A 19,062-nucleotide genomic window follows, 5' to 3' on the forward strand; every position below is an offset into this window, starting at 1 on the left:
TAGCACAATGACGTCGGCCCAGAACGAGTCCCAGGCGCTTGGCGCGCTTGCTGCGCGGCAGCTTGCCAATGCCACCAAGACGGTCCCCCAGTTGGAGACCATCACCCCGCGGTTTTTGCTGCATTTGTTGAGTTGGGTTCCGGTGGAGGCCGGTATTTACCGGGTCAACCGGGTGGTCAACCCGGATCGGGTGGCGATCCACGCCGAGGTCGGTGGGGAGAACATCGAAGACCCGTTGCCTCAGACCTATGTCGACTATCAGACCAGCCCGCGGGAGATCACGCTGCGTGCGATCTCCACTTTGCTCGATGTGCATACCCGGGTCTCGGATCTGTATTCCAGCCCGCACGATCAGATCGCCCAGCAGTTGCGGCTGACCATCGAGACGATCAAGGAGCGCCAGGAGTCCGAGCTGATCAATAACCCCGAGTACGGGTTGCTGTCGCAGGTTACTCCCGAGCAGACCATTAAGACGCTCAAGGGCGCGCCGACTCCCGACGATCTCGACGCGCTGATCACCAAGGTGTGGAAGACACCGGCGTTCTTCTTGACCAACCCGCTGGGTGTGGCCGCGTTCGGCCGGGAGGCCACGTATCGTGGTGTGCCGCCGGTGGTGGTCAATCTGTTCGGGGCGCAGTTCGTCACCTGGCGCGGCATCCCGATCATCCCCAGCGACAAGGTGCCCGTTGAGAAGGGCAAGACGAAGTTCATCCTGGTTCGCACCGGTGAGGAGCGTCAGGGTGTGGTCGGCCTGTTCCAGCCGGGTCTGGTCGGTGAGCAGGCGCCGGGTTTGTCGGTGCGGTTCACCGGGATCGACCGCTCCGGTATCGCGTCGTATCTGGTGACGCTGTACTCCTCGTTGGCCGTGTTGACCGATGATGCGCTTGCGGTGCTCGAGGGCGCAGCGGTGGACCAATACCATGAGTACAAGTGAGTATCGATCGGTAGCCGCCGAAGGCGACCTCCCGATCAGCGAGGCCGAGCTGGCTGCCCTGGCGACACAGTTGCTGGCGGCCAGTATCCGGCCGGGTAACGACTCACCGCCACAAACTGTTCCGCCTGCGCCGCGCGGGTCGGTTCCCGACACCACCTCGGCGGCGTCGTATGCCGCAGCGGCTGCCGGCGCCGAACCGTTCGCGCCGCCCGCGGTATTCCTCGAAGCGCCCGGCGTGACATTGCCGCCCCCGAGTTCGCCTGGGCCAGAACCGATTCCACCCGGCGCCGTGCCCGTCGCGCCGCGTGGCAGCGCACCCGATCTGACCACCGCGCCGTCAGCGGGGCATGCCGGGGTGGGCGTGGTCGATGTGTTCACCCCACCGCATCTCGAGGTATTCGCCGTGCCCGGCGGCATCGTGCCGACGGGGCCCGGCGTGCTGGCGGGGCCGACGCCGAGCGCGCCGGTCGCCCCGCGGGGTTCGGTGCCGGGGTGGCTGGGTGGGGTTCCGGGAATCCCGGACCTCAGTTTCCTGTCGGCACCCGAATTGACCTCCGCCCCGACGGGAGATGAGGCGAACTACTACTTCACCTCCGGGGTACCGGCGCTTTCCGCACCGGTTCCGCAGATTCGCGACGACCATGAGATTTTCGACGTCAACGCGATTCGCGCGGATTTCCCGATCCTGCGCGAGACGGTGCACGGCAAGCCGCTGATCTGGTTCGACAACGCGGCGACCACGCAGAAGCCGCAGGCGGTCATCGACCGGCTGGCCTACTTCTACGCCCACGAGAACTCCAACATCCACCGGGCCGCACATGAATTGGCCGCCAGGGCCACCGACGCCTATGAAGAGGCCCGCGACACTGTGCGGCGCTTCATCGGAGCGCCAAAGGACGAGCAGATCATCTTCGTGCGCGGCACCACCGAGGCGATCAACTTGGTGGCGCAGTCGTGGGGCGCCAAGCACCTGGGACCCGGTGACGAGATCGTCATCACGATTCTCGAGCATCATGCCAATATCGTTCCCTGGCAGATGATTTCGCAGAAGACCGGGGCCATCATCAAGGTGGCGCCGGTCGACGACGCGGGCAATCTGCTGCTGGGCGAGTTCGAGGACCTGCTGGGTCCGCGGACCAAACTGGTTGCCGCGACCCAGGTGTCCAACGCCCTGGGCACGGTGACACCGGTGGACAAGATCGTCGAACTCGGCCACCGCTACGGCGCCCGGGTGCTCATCGACGGCGCCCAGTCGACCCCCCACATCCCGATCGACGTCTCCGCGACCGGGGCGGATTTCTTCGTGTTCTCCGGACACAAGATCATCGGGCCCACCGGGATCGGGGTGCTCTACGGCACCGAGGAGGCCCTGGCCGAGACCCCGCCGTGGCAGGGCGGGGGCAACATGATCGCCGACGTCACCATCGAACGTTCGCTGTATCAGGGTCTGCCGAACAAGTTCGAGGCCGGCACCGGCAACATCGCCGACGCCGTCGGATTGGGTGAGGCGCTGCGCTACGTCGAGAAGGTGGGCATCGACCGCATCGCCGCCTACGAGCACGCGTTGCTGGAGTACGCCACCCCGCGGCTGGCCGACATCGACGGGGTGCGCCTGGTCGGCACCGCCGACGAGAAGGCCAGCGTGCTGTCCTTCGTCCTGGCCGGCCACCAGCCGCTCGAGGTCGGCAAGGCACTCAACGCCGAAGGAATCGCCGTGCGCGCCGGACACCACTGCGCCCAGCCGATCCTGCGACGCATGGGTGTCGAGACCACCGTCCGGCCCTCGTTCGCGTTCTACAACACCTTCGACGAGATCGACGTCTTCCTCAACGCCGTCCGCCGCATCGCCGAAGGCGGCACCAACACCGGGTAACGTCGTTCATTCGAAGCAACGTCAGGGCTGGCCATGGCCCACCTAGCGCTTGACGCGGGAGGGCCGCGTCCGGTACTGGAGATCGGCGACGGAGAGCGCTGCGGCTCGGCACGCGGGCGCACGGCGTCAGTCAGACAGCGCGTTTGATCTGGGGCGGGTCGCGCGCCCGACCCCCGCGTGGCCCGCGGAGACTGCGCGCCGCGCTGCTACCGCGTTCGGGCGCGCTCGTTGGCGGTCGTCGCACCCCAGACGCCATGATTCTCTGGCGCCCGCAACGCATGCTCGAGGCAGCGGGCGATGACAGGGCAACCCCAGCAGATGCGTTTGGCCGCCTCCTCACGCCGGCGCTGATCGCGTCGACCGTCCTCCTCGGGAAAGAAGACCTCTGGCGAGAAGTTGGTGCATCGGGCCGACAGCTGCCAATCCCAGTCCCCGGCCAGCGGCCGGGGGAGCTGCTGGCGAGCCGTCCGCGAAGGCGAACTCAGGTAGCTACTCTGCCGAGTCAACGTGTTTCACCTCCGAGTCGCACTGGGCTCTGTTGTCGTATTGACATCGTGGAGCGCTGACCATTCCGATGCCACGGATTGGCTCGCGGTGAGTCCAGCTCACTCGGCCATGAAGGACGCCGAGGCGGGCCTTGCCCCAAAGCTCACTTCGGCGCATCGTGCGGATAACCGAGTTGAGCACCTGTGCCTGTGCTACCGGTGCGCGCGGGTTGAGCGATTCAGGCGAGCACCTGCAGTGAATAAGTTACGGCGGTCAGGATGGCAAGTTCGCCCAGAGTTAGACGAAGCGCCTTCTCGGGGAGCAGCGGCTGCAGGTGCGCGCCGACGAATCCGCCGACGAGACCTCCTACACCGCAAGCGATTCCGGTGATCCACTGCGGCGCGATATCATGACCCGAAGTGGTCAGAGCCAGCGTTGTATAGGTGGCCGCCCCCGCGATCGAGCAGACGAACGTCGATGTCAGTGCCGCCGGTGCCACTGTGGCGACTGGCATTCCGCGCCCGACGAGGATCGGGCTCAGTAGCGAGCCGCCGCCGATGCCGTAAATCCCGCCGATTACGCCGATACCGAGCGCAAGCGCGACTACCGATCGGGTGGACGGTGGCCTGACGGCAACGTCGCGAGTATTGCTGAGCGTTCGTCCGCACAGCCAGATACCCAGCGGTAGTAGCACGGCGGCCACGAGAAGCCGGAATGCTTGCGAACCGGGAATCGCGAAAACGCGGATAGCCGCGCCGGCAATCACACCGGGCAACGTGCCGGCCAGTAGCACGCGGGTAAGCGGGCTTTTCAACGTACGGTGCCTGCCGTATCGGAACAACGCGCCGGGAATTGACACTACGTTGAACAGTAGGTTGGTCGGGGTTACCGCAGGGCTGGGTATTGCCAGCACGCTGAGCTGAATGGGCAGGAGAAACACCGCACCCGACACCCCAACCGGCGTCGTCACGACAGCAACGGCTAACCCCGCGACAAAGCCGAGCACAGGCACCGCCGTCACGAAAGCACTATCCCAGGTTTCGTGATCGCAGAGCCGATTCCGCTGCCGGCGGGGCGCATAGGGGGCTCTTCCGCCTTAGCTTCTGTTAGGGTCAGCGCCATGTACGCAGCGTCCGGCAACCCGATTCTCCCCGTCGTGGGACTCATCGCCGTGAGTAGTAACGCTGTCATTCTCTGTTGTTGTCGCTGACTGCACGCCCGTCTGTGGTCTGGCTTCAGTAGCTCTCGCGTATCTGGCCGAGTACTGATTCGTGGTCTTTACCCGTGAAGCCATGCAGCCGATCCTCGACGGCGGCGTGCGGGAACCGAGCCCAACTGCATGTCGGCACATCAAGGAGAGCTGGAGATGACCAACGCGATCGTTGTGCGTGGTGTCAGCAAGCGTTACGGCGATTTCGTCGCGCTGGACACTGTGGACTTCGTGGTACCGACCGGTTCGCTGACGGCGTTGCTCGGCCCCAGCGGATCGGGGAAATCGACGCTGCTGCGCGCTATCGCGGGCCTCGACGAGCCCGACTCGGGCACCATCACCATCAATGGGCGCGACGTCACCGATGAGCCGCCGCAGCGGCGCGGCATCGGGTTTGTCTTCCAGCACTATGCCGCGTTCAAGCACCTGACGGTCCGGGACAATGTGGCGTTCGGCCTGAAGGTCCGCAAGCGCCCGAAGTCCGAGATCAAGGCGAAGGTCGACAACCTGCTCGAGGTGGTGGGCCTGGGTGGGTTGCAGGCCCGTTACCCGTCGCAGCTGTCGGGTGGGCAGCGGCAGCGCATGGCGCTGGCGCGCGCGCTGGCGGTGGATCCGCATGTGCTGCTTCTCGATGAGCCGTTCGGCGCGCTGGACGCCAAGGTGCGCGAGGACCTACGGGCCTGGCTGCGCCGGCTGCAGGACGAAGTGCATGTCACCACCGTGCTGGTCACCCACGATCAGACCGAGGCGTTGGATGTGGCCGACCGGATCGCGGTGCTCAACAAGGGGCGCATCGAGCAGGTGGGCTCGCCGACCGACGTTTATGACCACCCGGCGAATACCTTCGTCATGTCATTCCTCGGCGAGGTGTCCTTGCTGGGCGGTGTCCTGGTGCGCCCGCACGACATTCGGCTGGGTCGCAGCCCCGAGCTGGCGGTCGCGGGCGGTGACGGTGGCGCCGGTTCGAGCGGGGTCACCGTCCGCGCAACCGTCGACCGTGTCGCCTATCTGGGCTTCGAGGTGCGTGTCGCGCTCAGCGATGCGACCACCGGCGCACCGTTTACCGTGCAGATCACCCGCGGCGACGTTGAGGCGTTGGGGTTGCGCGCCGGTGACATGGTGTATGTGCGGGCGACCCGGGTGCCGCGGATCGCCGGAGAGGCGCAGGTGCCGAGAACCGATCGAGATGAGGCGAGCTTGACGAACGCCTGACAGGCTGGCGGTTGCCGTACCTCGTCTCGAGGGGAAGACGAGGCCGGCACGCGAAATGGAGAGTGACCGGTTACTGGAAAGGGATAGCAGATGAGCGAGAGCGTGCGTGCGGCCTCGGTCGTGGTAGAGGTCCTGCGCGGCAGCGACGCGTGCAGGACCTGTTGCAGATGGCGCCGGTGATACCGCGCCACGAGGAGGGATGAGCCATGGGCAGGATCTATGACAACGTCAGCGAGCTGGTCGGGCGTACCCCGATCGTTCGGCTCAACCGGTTGACCGAGGGACTCGCCGCGCAGGTGGTGGCCAAGCTCGAGTTCTACAACCCCGCCAACAGTGTCAAGGACCGCATCGGGGTGTCGATCATCGACGCCGCCGAACGTTCCGGTGAGCTGAAGCCCGGGGGAACCATCGTCGAAGCCACCAGCGGCAACACCGGCATCGCGTTGGCGATGATCGGTGCCGCGCGTGGCTACAAGGTGATTTTGACGATGCCGGACACGATGTCCACCGAGCGCAGGGTGATGCTGCGTGCCTACGGTGCCGAGATCGTCCTGACCCCGGGTGCTGAGGGGATGGCCGGCGCGGTGGCCAAGTCCAAGCAGATCATCGCCGAGACCGAGAACGCGGTGTCGGCAAACCAGTTCGCCAACCCGGCGAATCCGGCGATCCACCAGAGCACCACCGGCGAGGAGGTTTGGGCGGACACCGACGGCAGGGTCGACATCTTCGTCGCCGGTATCGGCACCGGCGGCACGCTGACCGGGGTCGGGCACAACCTCAAGGCCCGCAAGCCGGGGGTGTCGATCATTGGGGTCGAGCCGGCGGATTCCCCGATCCTGACGGGCGGCAACCCCGGACCGCACAAGATCCAAGGGATCGGCGCGAACTTCATCCCTGAGGTCCTCGACCGAGGAGTTTACGACGAGATCATCGATGTCGAGTTCGGCGACGCCATCACGGTCGCGCGGGCGCTGGGCACCGAGGAGGGCATTCTCGGCGGCATCTCCTCCGGTGCGAACGTGTGGGCGGCGCTGGAAGTGGCCAAGCGCCCGGAAAACGCCGGCAAGCTCATCGTCGTGGTCATCCCGGACTTCGGTGAGCGGTACATCTCGACCGCACTGTTCGAGCACATCAGGGAGTGATGAGGCCATGACTGTCCTGTCGGCACTGCGCGAGGACCTGCACAACGCGCGCATCCATGACCCGGCCGCGCGTGGAAATCTCGAGAACGTGCTCGTCTATTCCGGTCTGCACGCGATCTGGTCATTTCGGCTGACCCACCGCATGTGGGGGAAGCCGGCTTTGCGTGGGCCTGCGCGCGTTCTCACGCAGCTCACCCGTTTCCTCACCGGCATCGAGATCCATCCGGGGGCGACCATCGGGCGCCGGTTCTTCATCGATCACGGCATGGGTGTGGTGATCGGGGAAACCACCGAGATCGGCGACGACGTGATGGTCTATCACGGTGTGACCCTCGGTGGCCGGTCTCTGCACCAGGGCAAGCGTCATCCCACGATCGGCAACCGAGTCACGATCGGTGCCGGGGCCAAAGTCCTCGGGCCACTGCAGGTCGGCGACGACAGCGCCATCGGTGCCAATGCCGTCGTCACTCATCATGTTCCGGCAGATTCGGTCGCGACCGGCATCCCCGCGATCGTAGGTCCGCGCACCGCCAAGCAGCGGGAACGGGGGGTCGATCCGACCACCTACGTCGATCCCGCCATGTACATCTGAGAACCCGGCCGGCATTCCTCCGCCCACCCACACGGCACGAGGGATTCAGGCGTGTCAGGTTGCCACCCCCGCACGGCCTCGACCGGCACACGTATCGCCTACAGCTGTTGCGCTGATGGCCGCCGCTCGGGACGAGTACAGACCGACCGCGCCGCCACCCCGTAAGCCAGACGCAGCAGCGAATCAATGTCGATGAACTCCCCTTGATCTGCCCCGGGGGCAGCAGATCGATCCGCTCGCACGGCGCCCCCAGATAGTGACGTAGACACACCCGGGCTGGGGGAGTGACCGCCGGTGAACTCCGCCAACAAGGTTCCACTCGCGAGTTCGCGCACATGCCACCGAACAAGGTCGTCGTCCCGCCGCTGCGCACCGCGTCGATGTCGTCGATGCTGTCCCGCGCGCACATCCCGGCGGCCAGCGTGACCAGCTTCAGCGCCGGGTTCGCCGCACCCGATTTGACCTTCGGTTCGGCAATGCGAACCTTCTCCGCCAGCAACGCCACCGGGGGGTGTCCGCTCGGCCGGTGTCATCACCTGGCACCGGGCCCGCGCTCGACACGAGATTGGCATCGTCGAAACACCACCGACGCGAGCGTGAACCTGTGCCGACCGGAAGCGCCTTTTGTTGCTGGTCGGATTATTTGTGTGAGAACTATAATCATCGCAGCTCAGAGGGTATTTCCTCATGCCGACACACCGACACCGACAACGACGTCGGTGGGTCCAGATCCTAGTCTGGATGGCATGGCCGAGTCTGAAACTATTGGTGTACGCGGCTCGTCGAACACCCTCACCATCCCCGAGGGCATCAAGCCCGGGGATGGACGATTTGGGTCCGGCCCGTCGAAGGTGAGACCCGAGCAGTTGCAGGCATTGGTCGCCGCCGGTCACCTACTCGGCACCTCGCATCGGCAGCGGCCGATCAAAGACCTGGTAGGCCGGGTCCGCGACGGGCTCCGCCGGTACTTCTCGGTGCCAGACGGCTATGAGGTCATCCTCGGCAACGGCGGGGCGACCGCGTTCTGGGACGCTGCCGCGTTCGGGCTCATCGACACGCGGTCGCTGCACCTGACCTATGGCGAGTTCAGCGCGAAGTTCGCCTCCGCGGTGGCCAAGAACCCGTTCGTCGGCGATCCGATCATCATCAAGGCCGACCCCGGCACCGCGCCCGCGCCGCAGTCGGATCCGTCGGTGGACGTGATCGCCTGGGCACACAACGAGACCTCCACCGGCGTCGCCGTGCCGGTGCAGCGGCCTGCGGGCTCGGGAGACGCGCTGATCGTCATCGACGCGACCTCCGGCGCCGGCGGCCTGCCGGTCGACATCAGCGACACCGACGCCTATTACTTCGCCCCGCAGAAGAATTTCGCCGGCGACGGCGGACTGTGGTTGGCGATTGTGAGCCCCGCAGCATTGGCACGCATCGAGTCCATCGCTGCGGGCGGCCGTTGGGTTCCCGCCTTCCTGTCCCTGCCGATCGCCGTCGAGAACAGCAGGAAGAACCAGACCTACAACACGCCCGCAATCGCCACGCTGGTGCTGCTCGAAAGCCAGTTGGACTGGCTACTGGGCAACGGCGGGCTGGACTGGGCGGTCAAGCGCACCGCCGACTCCTCGCAGCGGCTGCACTCCTGGGCACAGTCGACCTCCTACGCCACACCGTTCGTCACCGATCCGCACCTGCGCTCGCAGGTCGTCGGGACGATCGATTTCAGCGACGAGGTCGACGCCGCCGCAGTGGCCAAGGTGCTGCGGGAAAACGGCATCGTGGACACCGAGCCGTACCGCAAACTGGGCCGCAACCAGCTGCGCGTCGCGACATTCCCGGCCGTGGAGCCCGACGACGTCAGCGCCCTCACCGCCTGCATCGACTGGGTCGTCGAACGGCTCTGATCACCACCAGTGTGTCAGCCCGGTGACGCGCAGCCGAGTACCACAGTCGCCAAGATAGGCCCGACGCTGGGGCTCGGATGAGCTCGGCATGGGGGAACTCAAAGTCGTTAGACTCTGCGTCGATGGCGCACGCATCCTCTGTGAAGGTGACGGCCCTTCTGCCGAAGACACCCCTGCGCGTCGACGACCGACTGCGGGCGGCAGTGCGCGGCGACGAGGCCCGCCTCGGCCAAACCCAATTCGATGTCGAGATCAAAGCGTGTTGTCGCCCAGGACTTCAGGCCCGCGCCGTGGCGTCCCTCGAACAACTGGCCTCGCCGGCCGACGTTGACGTGTGTGCGTCGAGCGGTTCGCTCACCCGGTGCTGCCGGAATGCTCACGCGCGCCCGAGCAGGCGACCGCGGCCTTACCCGGTGCTCTGCGACCGGCCCGCGGTACTGACGCTGTTGGAAGGTCGTCACTGGTGTTCTCGACACCGGGCAGCACCGCGTCGAATACTTTGACAGCCGCGGCGAGTGACCACGGGCCGATGCCGTCGCCGGAGATGACGGCGAGCTTCAGGACAGATCGACCAGTTTGAGCGTGACGGCGTCGACGGCCGCGCCGATGGCGGCCAGCACGTCGGCGGGAACCTCTCGGTCCAGCCTGAGCATCGCGGTCGCACCCGCACCGTCGGCGTCGGCACTGAGTTGCGCGGCGTGGATGTTGACGCCGGCGGCGCCCAGCAGGGTGCCGATCTTGCCCAGCGCGCCCGGCTTGTCCGCGTAGTTGATGACGAGGTTGACACCTTCGGCGCGCAGGTCGAAGTTGCGGCCATTGATCTGAACGATCTTTTGCACCTGCTGCGGCCCGGACAGCGCGCCGGCCACGTTGACGACCGAGCCGTCCGAGGCGACCGCCCGCACGTCGACCAGGCTGCGGTGATTGGGACTTTCACTGGCCTTGCTGATCTCGACGGCCACGCCGCGTTCGGCGGCCAGGGCCGGGGCGTTGACGAACGTCACCTGGTCCTCGACAACCGCGGAGAACAATCCCCGCAAGGCCGAAAGCCGCAGTACCGCAACATCTTCTGCTGCCAGCTCGCCGCGCACCTGCACGGTCAGCGACACCGGCGGCTGGGCACCCAGGGCGCCGACGAGCAGCCCGAGCTTGCGAACCAGGTCCAGCCAGGGCGCTACCTCTTCGCTGACCACGCCGGCGCCGACGTTGACCGCATTCGGCACGAACTCCCCGGCCAGCGCCAACTTCACCGAGGCGGCGACGTCGGTGCCGGCCCGGTCTTGGGCCTCGCCCGTCGAGGCCCCAAGGTGCGGCGTGACGACCACCTGGGGCAGGTCGAACAGCGGGCTGTCCGTGCACGGTTCGGTCGCGAACACGTCGATCCCGGCGGCGCGGACGTGGCCGGTGGCCACCGCTTCGGCCAGCGCCGCCTCATCGACCAGACCGCCGCGGGCGGCGTTGACGACGATTACACCCGGTTTGGTCCGGGCCAGCGCCTCCGCGCCGATCAGTCCGGCCGTCTCCAGAGTCTTGGGCAGGTGCACGGAAATGAAATCGGCGCGGCCAAGCAGGTCATCGAGGCTGAGCAGCTCGATGCCGAGCTGGGTGGCACGCGCCGGGGACACGTACGGGTCGTAGGCCACCACGTGGGTGCCGAACGCGGCCAGCCGCTGCGCCACCAGCTGGCCGATGCGGCCCAGCCCCACGACGCCGACGGTCTTGCCGAAAATCTCGGTGCCCGAGAACGACGAGCGTTTCCACGCATGCTCGCGCAGCGACGCGTCGGCCGCGGGGATCTGCCGGGCCGCAGACAGCAGCAGAGCCAGGGCGTGCTCAGCGGCGCTGTGGATGTTTGAGGTGGGTGCGTTGACCACCAGCACACCGCGCGCGGTGGCGGCGTCGACGTCGACATTGTCCAGCCCGACGCCGGCGCGGGCGACGATCTTCAGCTTGGTGCCGGCGGCCAGCACGTCGGCGCCAACCTTGGTGGCCGATCGCACCAGCAGCGCGTCCGCATCGGGCACCGCGGCAAGCAGCTTTTCGTGGTCGGTGCCGTCCACCCAGCGCACCTCAACCTGGTCACCGAGAGCGGCAACGGTCGATTCGGCAAGTTTGTCGGCGATCAACACAACAGGCAGGCTCACATCGACAGCCTAATCAGCCGCAGTCAGCGGTCGAGAGCATCGTTGTCGTCGGCGGGCCCGCCGGGTGCACCGCAGCCCTCATAGGCGCGCCCACACACCCAGCCGACTGTGCTATCCAAATTCGCTTGTGAGAAGCGTTCCGCGGCAGAAAGACTGACCAAATCCAGGTGAGGCAGGTGCTGTCGATGGCGCATCCCGTGCGCAAGCAACCGAATTGGTTGAGGGGACGATGTTCTCAGCCGCGCGCGGCTGTTATTTAAATCTGGGCGAGTTCAACCCCGGCGAGGAGGTCCTGCGAGCCGAGAGCGGCTGCGCGGATTGCGGTAACCCGTTCCGTCATCGGGTCTTCGCCGGTACCCCTTGGCCGGCAAGCCATCAAACAGATCACGAGGGGGACGGGCCTTGAGGCAATACCTGAGCACACACTCCGCTCCGGCAGTCACCGGACGTATGCCAGCGGGATCGTCATGCCGTGACCGCGAGCACCGCCTCGACCAGTCCAGGGCGGCACACGAGTAGATCCGGTAATGACGGGTTCGGCTGGTTATACAACAGGGGTCCACCGTCGATGCGGGAGGTGTGCAGGCCCGCCGCGCGTGCCACAGCGACAGGTGCGGCCGAATCCCATTCGTATTGGCCGCCGGCGTGCACATAGATATCGGCGCGTCCCAGCACTATCGACAACACCTTGGCGCCGGCCGAACCGAGCTCGATCAATGTGCCGCCAAGCGCATCACGTACGGCCAGCGCAATGGACGGTGGTCTGCTTCGCGACACCACCACACGGGGAGCGGTCGACGCCTTGGGCGGGGGCGCGACGTCTGGGGTGGCGAGGGTGATCCGTTGCGCGGGCAGTGCGACCGCGCCGGCCACCAGCTGCCCCGTCTGCCATAGCGCGACGTGCACTGCCCAGTCATCCCGGCCGAGTTCACCGAACTCGCGGGTGCCGTCGAGCGGATCAACGATCCACACCCGCCGCGCGCTGAGCCGAGCCGGATCATCGACCCCTTCCTCAGACAGCACCGCATCTGCGGGCCGGCGATCGGCTAGTTCCTCGATCAGAAAGTCGTGTGAGTGCTTGTCTCCCGCGGCTTTTCGCACTTCCGTGGGTGCGTCGGAAAAGTTCTCACGCACTCTCAACAAGAGTTGTCCGGCTTCGGTGGCCAGCCGCGCGGCCAGCGCGTGATCGCTCATCGGTAGCTACCTCCACGCCGTTGATGGTCCGCCCGCTGCGGTTGCCAGACACGCGCTGGCCTGGTCGATCGCCGCGGTCAGCGGCGGCGATCAAGGGCCGCTAACACCTGGGCAACGAGGTCGTCGACGGCCACGCCGGTGGTGTCGAGCACCAGGTCAGGATGCTCGGGCGGCTCATAGGGTGCGTCCACCCCGGTAAGGCCCTTCAGCTCACCAGCGCGGGCGCGGGCATACAGGCCCTTCGGGTCGCGCTTCTCGCACTCTTCGCGCGGGGTCGCCACATACACCTCGAGGAACGGCAGCTTCGCGGCGTCGTTGAGTGCACGGGCGATGTCGCGATCTGACTTCAGCGGCGACACCAGTGAGGCCAGCGCTACCACCCCGGCGTCGGCGAAAAGCCGGGTGAGATGGCCGACCCGGCGGATGTTCTCGGCCCGGTCGCCGGCGGAGAAGCCCAGGTCGTCGGATAGCCCATGGCGGATGTTGTCACCGTCGAGCAGGTAGGCCACCTGACCGGATTCGACGAGTGCCCGCTCGACGGCGACGGCGATGGTGGACTTACCCGACGCGGGCAGGCCCGTGAACCAGATGGTCGCACCTCGCTGGCCGGTCGCTACCCAGCGATGGTCGCGGTCAAGCGACGACGGATGCCAGCGAATGTCGTTGCGGGTCTGCACACCCGGCTTGACCTCGCGCGCCTCGGTGATGGTGCCCGCACCGACGGTGTCGTTGCTGGACTCGTCGATCACGATGAACGCGCCGCTGTCGCGGTTGTCGGCATACGCGTCGGCAACGACGACGGAGCTGGTGCGCAGCGTGACCGAGCCGATGTCGTTGAGGACCAGTTCGACCGGATTGTCGATTTCGCCGAGCGTCTCGGGGTCGAGCCGGCTGCGCAGCGCCTGCACCGTCGCGCGGACGGTACGGGTGCCCTGCTTGAGCGCCAGCCTGTCGCCGGCCCGCAGCGGGGCCTCGCTGAACCAGCACACCGTCGCGTCGAGTTCGCGTGCCAGCACCGGCAGGGTCGCATCCTCGGACGCGCTGACGAACACGTCACCGCGTCCGACATCGATGTCGTCGGCCAGCTCGATCGACACCGACAGGGGTGCAACGGCGGTCGGCCGGTCGTCGTCGAGGGTGTCGACGACGGTCACGGTCGAACGGGTGCCCGCCGGCAGGCTCACCACCGGATCGCCGACACTCAGCGTTCCCGCAGAAAGCCGCCCGGTGTATCGGCGGCGCTGTTCGGCGGTGGGCCTTGAGACCCATTGGACCGGTAGTCGCAGTTTGGAAGCCTCCGGCTGGGGCGCCGAAAGCTCAACGCCTTCCAGGTATTCCAGCAGCGTGGGCCCGTGATACCACGGAGTGTGCTTTGACCGGTTCACGACGTTGTCGCCGAGTTTCGCCGCGATCGGGATCACGGTGATGTCGATCCCGCCGAGGCGTGTCGCCAGCTGCCGCAACTGCTCTTCCACCTCGAAGAAGCGGGACCGGTCGAAGTCCACCAGGTCGATCTTGTTGACCGCGGCGACGAAGTGGGTGATGCCCAGCAGCTTGGCGATGCGCGCGTGCCTGTTGGTTTGCCGCAGCACACCGGCACGGGCATCGACCAGAAGCACCGCGACGTGCGCGTTCGAGGCGCCGGTGAACATGTTTCGGGTGTAGTGCTCATGGCCCGGCGTGTCGGCGAGGATGTAGCTGCGCGACTCCGTCGAGAAGAAGCGGTAGGCGACGTCGATGGTGATGCCCTGCTCACGCTCGGCCCGCAGACCGTCGGACAGCGCGGCGAGGTCGGCGGTACCTTCGGTGTCGGTGACCGCCTCGAGGTGGTCCAGCGGCACGCTGTCGGTGTCGTAGAGCAGTCGCCCAATCAACGTGCTCTTGCCGTCGTCCACCGAACCGGCGGTGGTGATGCGCAGCAGCTGCCGAGAAATGGTCGCCTGCGGCATCAGAAGTATCCCTCGCGTTTGCGGTCCTCCATGGCCGCGGCCGACGTGCGGTCGTCGGCGCGAGTCTCACCGCGTTCGGACACGGTGGCAGCGGAGATCTCGACGATCACCCCTTCGATGTCGGTGGCTTGGGAGCGCACCGCGCCGGTGATGGTCAGATCCCCCACGGTGCGGTATCGCACCCATTCCACGGCAGCGGATTCTCTGTCGGTGGGCTTGGCGTGCTCGGACACCGCCAGCAGGATGCCGTCGCGCTCGAACACCTCACGTTGGTGCGCGAAGTAAATCGAGGGCAACTCAAGGTTCTCCAGTGCGATGTAACGCCACACGTCGAGCTCGGTCCAGTTGCTCAACGGGAACACCCGAACCTGCTCACCCTTCTTGATGCGGCCGTTGTACAGCGACCACGGCTCGGGGCGCTGGGCGCGGGGATCCCACTGGCCAAACTCGTCACGGAAGCTTAAGATGCGCTCTTTGGCGCGGGCGCGCTCCTCATCGCGGCGGGCGCCCCCGAACGCCGCGTCGAAGCCACCGTCCTCCAATGCGTCGAGCAGCGTGCGGGTCTGCAGACGATTGCGGGAACCGCCAGGGCCGGGATCGGCGACGCGCCCTCGGTCAATCGATTCCTGCACCGACGCCAGGATCAACTTGTGACCCTGCCCGGTGACCCGACGGTCGCGAAACTCGATCACTTCGTCGAAGTTGTGTCCGGTGTCGACGTGCAGGACCGGGAACGGCAGCGCCGACGGACGGAAGGCCTTCTCCGCCAACCGCAGAAGCACGATCGAATCCTTGCCGGCGCTGAACAGCAACACCGGGCGCTCCAGTTCGGCAATCACTTCCCGGATGATGTGCACGGCCTCAGCCTCGAGCAGCCGCAATTCGTCGACCCTCAGCGAGTCGACATCCGTTACTGCTGCTGTCATGTCGCTAGCCCTCTCTTCACCACACCGGCCCTGGTATTGGCGGCGGGAGGTCGGTACCGGGTATCGGCCCATCCGCCGCTGCCGTCTGCAGATGCCCGACCAGACTAGTTGGCAAACACGCCCCCGGGCCCGGTTCAGAATCGGCGTGAGTCCAAGCACCTCGCACTTTCGCTGCGTAACGTCGGTTTGGGCGAAAAGGGGAGAGGAGCTACACCCGGCGGGGGGCGGCCAGGCGCTCGCGGCGCAGCTGCTCGACCTCGGGTAGCTCGAGCGGGGGCAGCTGTCCGACCACCCGCGACAGCAGCAGATCGGCAAGCTCGGGGTTGCGGGCCAGACATGGCCCGTGCAGATACGTCGCCACCACGCTGCCCTGCACTGCGCCGTCGTACCCGTCGCCGTCGCGGTTGCCCGCACCCTTGACCACCGCGGCCAGTGGACGGGCATCAGGCCCCAGAACCGTTCCGCCGCGGTGGTTTTCGAAGCCGGTCAACTGTTGCGACAACCCGTCGACCAGCGGCGTGGACACGACCTCGCCGATCGTCCGCCGATCCTGGGGAGACGTGGTCACGTCCAGCAGTCGCACGCCCTCGACCCGCTCACCGGCTGAGGTCTCATACCAGTGGCCGAGCACCTGGATCGCAGCGCAGATCGCCAGCACCGGCGCGCCACGCGAGACCGCGCGCTGCAAACCCTGATGCGTCAGAAGGTGTTTGGTGGCCAGCCGCTGCGCATAGTCCTCAGCGCCACCCAGGGTGTACAGGTCCAGCGAGTCCGGCACCGGATCGGCCAGCGTGATCTCGACGATCTCGGCCGCGATTCCGCGCAGCCGCAACCGCTGCCGCAGCACCACCGCGTTGCCGCCGTCGCCGTAGGTGCCCATCACGTCGGGCAGCACCAACCCGATCCGTACCGTCGAATCGGTCATCGCATCCGCGCCAACGCCCGGGTCAGCTGCAGGAACGCGGTGTAATTGGCCACCACCTCGACGTGCCCCTTGGGGCACGACGTGATCGCATCAATCGTGTTGTGCACCAACGTATGCGGCACACCGGCATACCCAAGCCGCACCGCCAGGTCCGTCCCGCGCTCACCGGCAGCAACCACCGGCACGCCCTCGAAGTGCTCGAAGTTCACATCCCACAGCCACGACAGGTCCTCACCGTCGGGGACCTGGCCGTTGACCGCGATCACCACGCCGTCGGCGCTGTCGTCCACCATCGACAGCGCCTCCTGCCAGCCGGCGGGGTTCTTGGCCAACAGAATTCGCGCGGTGTGCTCGCCCATCGGCACGGTCTGGTAGCGGCCGGCGACCTCGTCCACCGTCGACACCGCAGCCACCGCCGCAGCGGGGTGGGCGCCCAGCGCCACCGCCGCCGCCACCGCCTGCGCGGCGTTGCCCCGGTTGACCGTACCGGGCAGCGACAGCCGCATCGGCAGCTCGAGCCCGGAAGGTCCGTAGAGCTTGGTGTCGTCGAACCACCATCGCGGAGTCGGCCGCTTGAAATCGGTTCCGGTGGAGTACCAGTGCGACCCGTCGCGCGCGATCACCTCGCCGCTGCGCGGGCAGCTCACCGAGTCGTTGGCCCAGCCGCCGCCGGCCGCCACCCACACCACGTGGGGGCAGTCGTAGGCGGCCGAGGTCACCAGCACGTCGTCGCAGTTGGCCACCACGACGGCATCGGGGTGGCGGGCCAGCCCGGCGCGCAGGGTGCGCTCGATGTGGTTGATCTCCCCGACCCGGTCGAGCTGGTCGCGCGTGAGGTTCAACAGCACGATCACCTCCGGGTGCACGGCGTCGGAGACGTGCGGGACATGCATCTCGTCGACCTCGAGGGCGGCCAGCGCGGCATCACGAGATCCCGCCAGCGCCGACACCAGCCCGGCGTCCATGTTCGCGCCCTCGGCGTTGGTGGCGACCGGCCCCAAGGTGCCCAGCGCCGCCGCCGTCATGCGAGTGGTGGTCGACTTGCCGTTGGTGCCGGTGACGACAACGGTGCGCCGGCCCGCTGCCAGCCGGCCCAGGATCGACTTGTCCAGGGTCATCGCGACCAGGCCGCCGATCATGGCGCCCGCCCCGCGGCCGGTGACGCGGGAGGCCCAGCGCGCGGCGGAGCCGGCGGCCAGCGCGGCGCGCCCCCGCATCGTCATCGTCGGCCTGGGCATCGGAACGCAGTTTATGCGGACGGTCCAGCGTCAGCCCGACACGGACCCGATCTACCGGGTGCTGTCGGGGGTGCGTGCCATCCTGACTGTGTGAGCCACACCTGGGGCCGACCAGCCTCCGAACCGGGGGATGGCTGGGTCGTCGTCGACGTCGAGACCTCGGGCTTTCGGCCAGGTCACGCCCGGATCATCAGTTTGGCCGCGCTGGCACTCGACCCCGATGGGAAGGTCGAACACTCGGTCGTCAGCCTGCTCAACCCCGGCGTCGACCCGGGCCCCACCCACATCCACGGCCTGACCGCCGAGATGCTCGAGGACCAGCCCACCTTCGCCGACATCGCCGGTGACGTCGTGGACCTGCTGAACGGGCGCACCCTGGTCGCCCACAACGTCGCCTTCGACTACGCGTTCCTGGCCACCGAGGCCGAGATGGCCGACACCGCGCTGCCGATCGACGCCGTGATGTGCACCGTCGAACTGGCCCGCCGCCTGGACCTCGGCCTGGACAACCTGCGGCTGGAGACACTCGCCCGGCACTGGGACGTCGCCCAGACCCGCGCCCACGACGCGTTCGACGACGCGCTGGTGCTGTCCCGGCTGCTCAGCCCGGCCCTGGAACGGGCCCGTGACCGCGGGGTGTGGCTTCCGGTACGCCCGGCAACCCGGCGGCGCTGGCCGAACGGGCGGGTGACGCACGACGAGCTGCGTCCGCTGAAGATGCTCGCTTCGCGGATGCCCTGCCCGTACCAGAACCCCGGACGCTACCAGCGCGGCGGACCCCTGGTCCAGGGCATGCGTGTGGCACTGTCGGCCGAAGTCGACCGCACGCACGACGAGCTCGTCGAACGCATCCTGCACGCCGGTCTGGCGTACAGCGACGCCGTCGATCCCGAGACCTCCCTGGTGATCTGCAACGCGCCACGGCCCGATCAGGGCAGGGGCTACCAGGCCCGTGAGCTCGGCGTACCGACGGTGTCCGATCAGCAGTTCATGTCGTCGGTCGATTCGGTCGCCAACGGCACCGGACTAGACGACTTCGAGCCCTCGGCGGACCAGGGCCAACAGTTCGCCCTGTTCTGAGCCTTAGCTGAGGGCCTTGGCCTTCAGCGAGTCGAACTCCGCCTGGCTGATGGTGCCGGAATCGAGCAGTTGCTTGGCGTGCTCGATTTCCTGGGCCGGCGACCGTCCGGCGGTTTCCCGGATGTAGTCGTCGGTTTCCCTCTTCGCCTGCTGGGCGGCCGCGCGGGCGCGTTCGGTCATGCCTTGACCGCGCGCGATGAGGTAGATCAGCGCCGTGATCCAGGGGCGAACCCCAGTTCACGGCGCAACTCCCCTCAGTTGT

The 19,062-nt window shown here is 67.1% G+C and carries 15 protein-coding genes and 2 pseudogenes; 7 read left to right on the forward strand and 10 right to left on the reverse strand.

Annotated features, from left to right (window positions below; translation table 11 throughout):
• The first annotated feature begins 7 nt into the window (after window positions 1–7).
• Window positions 8–934, forward strand: coding sequence for a family 2A encapsulin nanocompartment shell protein (locus tag K9U37_RS05085; protein ID WP_243070740.1), 927 nt, complete (start codon window positions 8–10; stop codon window positions 932–934).
• On the forward strand, window positions 921–2,807 hold the full coding sequence (locus K9U37_RS05090) for a family 2A encapsulin nanocompartment cargo protein cysteine desulfurase (RefSeq protein ID WP_243070739.1): 1,887 nt from the start codon (window positions 921–923) through the stop codon (window positions 2,805–2,807). Before K9U37_RS05085 ends, K9U37_RS05090 begins: the two co-directional genes overlap by 14 nt.
• 206 nt (window positions 2,808–3,013) lie before the next feature.
• Here the strand turns inward: K9U37_RS05090 and K9U37_RS05095 are convergent, their stop codons facing one another.
• Window positions 3,014–3,313, reverse strand: a complete 300-nt coding sequence (locus K9U37_RS05095; protein WP_243070783.1) for a WhiB family transcriptional regulator — start codon at window positions 3,311–3,313, stop codon at window positions 3,014–3,016.
• 218 nt (window positions 3,314–3,531) lie between these two features.
• Window positions 3,532–4,314, reverse strand: coding sequence for a sulfite exporter TauE/SafE family protein (locus K9U37_RS05100; protein WP_243070784.1), 783 nt, complete (start codon window positions 4,312–4,314; stop codon window positions 3,532–3,534).
• Window positions 4,315–4,659: 345 nt separating this feature from the next.
• Between K9U37_RS05100 and K9U37_RS05105 the strand changes: the two genes are divergently transcribed.
• The 3 genes from K9U37_RS05105 (at window position 4,660) to epsC (ending at window position 7,449) form a co-directional block, all read left to right on the forward strand.
• Entirely contained in the window at window positions 4,660–5,715 is a 1,056-nt protein-coding gene (locus K9U37_RS05105) for a sulfate/molybdate ABC transporter ATP-binding protein (protein WP_243070785.1), read from the forward strand.
• Window positions 5,716–5,921: 206 nt separating this feature from the next.
• Window positions 5,922–6,857, forward strand: coding sequence for a cysteine synthase A (cysK, locus tag K9U37_RS05110; protein ID WP_243070786.1), 936 nt, complete (start codon window positions 5,922–5,924; stop codon window positions 6,855–6,857).
• 7 nt (window positions 6,858–6,864) lie between these two features.
• On the forward strand, window positions 6,865–7,449 hold the full coding sequence (gene epsC / locus K9U37_RS05115; protein WP_243070787.1) for a serine O-acetyltransferase EpsC: 585 nt from the start codon (window positions 6,865–6,867) through the stop codon (window positions 7,447–7,449).
• Between the two features lie 152 nt (window positions 7,450–7,601).
• Here the strand turns inward: epsC and K9U37_RS20345 are convergent.
• Window positions 7,602–8,113, reverse strand: a pseudogene (locus K9U37_RS20345) (hypothetical protein); the annotation flags it as partial.
• An 82-nt stretch (window positions 8,114–8,195) separates the two neighbouring features.
• Here K9U37_RS20345 and serC point away from each other — a divergent pair.
• Window positions 8,196–9,344: a phosphoserine transaminase gene (serC, locus tag K9U37_RS05120; RefSeq protein WP_243070788.1), complete on the forward strand. Its 1,149-nt coding sequence runs from the start codon at window positions 8,196–8,198 to the stop codon at window positions 9,342–9,344.
• A 557-nt stretch (window positions 9,345–9,901) separates the two neighbouring features.
• On the opposite strand, the gene serA is transcribed toward serC, so the two are convergent.
• The 6 genes from serA to K9U37_RS05155 form a co-directional block, all read right to left on the reverse strand.
• Complete coding sequence (gene serA, locus K9U37_RS05130) at window positions 9,902–11,488, reverse strand: phosphoglycerate dehydrogenase (protein WP_243070789.1); 1,587 nt, start codon at window positions 11,486–11,488, stop codon at window positions 9,902–9,904.
• 465 nt (window positions 11,489–11,953) lie between these two features.
• Window positions 11,954–12,682, reverse strand: a complete 729-nt coding sequence (locus K9U37_RS05135) for a 3'(2'),5'-bisphosphate nucleotidase CysQ (protein WP_243070790.1) — start codon at window positions 12,680–12,682, stop codon at window positions 11,954–11,956.
• A 77-nt stretch (window positions 12,683–12,759) separates the two neighbouring features.
• Window positions 12,760–14,631 (reverse strand): sulfate adenylyltransferase subunit CysN, encoded by a 1,872-nt coding sequence (cysC, locus tag K9U37_RS05140; RefSeq protein ID WP_243070791.1) that lies wholly within the window; start codon window positions 14,629–14,631, stop codon window positions 12,760–12,762.
• Window positions 14,631–15,557 (reverse strand): sulfate adenylyltransferase subunit CysD, encoded by a 927-nt coding sequence (cysD, locus tag K9U37_RS05145; RefSeq protein WP_243070792.1) that lies wholly within the window; start codon window positions 15,555–15,557, stop codon window positions 14,631–14,633. The genes cysC and cysD overlap by 1 nt, the downstream gene beginning before the upstream one ends.
• A 208-nt stretch (window positions 15,558–15,765) precedes the next feature.
• Window positions 15,766–16,482, reverse strand: a complete 717-nt coding sequence (locus tag K9U37_RS05150) for a type 1 glutamine amidotransferase (protein ID WP_243070793.1) — start codon at window positions 16,480–16,482, stop codon at window positions 15,766–15,768.
• Window positions 16,479–17,720, reverse strand: a complete 1,242-nt coding sequence (locus tag K9U37_RS05155) for a Mur ligase family protein (RefSeq protein ID WP_243070794.1) — start codon at window positions 17,718–17,720, stop codon at window positions 16,479–16,481. Before K9U37_RS05155 ends, K9U37_RS05150 begins: the two co-directional genes overlap by 4 nt.
• Before the next feature lie 90 nt (window positions 17,721–17,810).
• Between K9U37_RS05155 and K9U37_RS05160 the strand changes: the two genes are divergently transcribed.
• The gene (locus K9U37_RS05160; RefSeq protein WP_243070795.1) at window positions 17,811–18,800 is read left to right on the forward strand and encodes a DEDDh family exonuclease; all 990 of its coding nucleotides are present in this window, start codon (window positions 17,811–17,813) and stop codon (window positions 18,798–18,800) included.
• Window positions 18,801–18,803: 3 nt separating this feature from the next.
• Here the strand turns inward: K9U37_RS05160 and K9U37_RS05165 are convergent.
• Window positions 18,804–19,031, reverse strand: a pseudogene (locus tag K9U37_RS05165) (SHOCT domain-containing protein); the annotation flags it as partial.
• Window positions 19,032–19,062 lie beyond the last annotated feature (31 nt).

Source organism: Candidatus Mycolicibacterium alkanivorans, from assembly GCF_022760805.1.
In the GTDB taxonomy this organism is placed as follows: domain Bacteria; phylum Actinomycetota; class Actinomycetes; order Mycobacteriales; family Mycobacteriaceae; genus Mycobacterium; species Mycobacterium alkanivorans.

Bases quoted from the DNA above. Each gene is read 5' to 3' on its own strand.
- K9U37_RS05150 (WP_243070793.1), bottom strand. From the start codon at position 16,482: ATGACCGATTCGACGGTACGGATCGGGTTGGTGCTGCCCGACGTGATG.
- K9U37_RS05135 (WP_243070790.1), bottom strand. From the start codon at position 12,682: ATGAGCGATCACGCGCTGGCCGCGCGGCTGGCCACCGAAGCCGGACAA.
- serC (WP_243070788.1), top strand. From the start codon at position 8,196: ATGGCCGAGTCTGAAACTATTGGTGTACGCGGCTCGTCGAACACCCTC.
- epsC (WP_243070787.1), top strand. From the start codon at position 6,865: ATGACTGTCCTGTCGGCACTGCGCGAGGACCTGCACAACGCGCGCATC.
- cysD (WP_243070792.1), bottom strand. From the start codon at position 15,557: ATGACAGCAGCAGTAACGGATGTCGACTCGCTGAGGGTCGACGAATTG.
- K9U37_RS05105 (WP_243070785.1), top strand. From the start codon at position 4,660: ATGACCAACGCGATCGTTGTGCGTGGTGTCAGCAAGCGTTACGGCGAT.
- K9U37_RS05090 (WP_243070739.1), top strand. From the start codon at position 921: ATGAGTACAAGTGAGTATCGATCGGTAGCCGCCGAAGGCGACCTCCCG.
- K9U37_RS05155 (WP_243070794.1), bottom strand. From the start codon at position 17,720: ATGCCCAGGCCGACGATGACGATGCGGGGGCGCGCCGCGCTGGCCGCC.
- cysK (WP_243070786.1), top strand. From the start codon at position 5,922: ATGGGCAGGATCTATGACAACGTCAGCGAGCTGGTCGGGCGTACCCCG.
- K9U37_RS05085 (WP_243070740.1), top strand. From the start codon at position 8: ATGACGTCGGCCCAGAACGAGTCCCAGGCGCTTGGCGCGCTTGCTGCG.
- cysC (WP_243070791.1), bottom strand. From the start codon at position 14,631: ATGCCGCAGGCGACCATTTCTCGGCAGCTGCTGCGCATCACCACCGCC.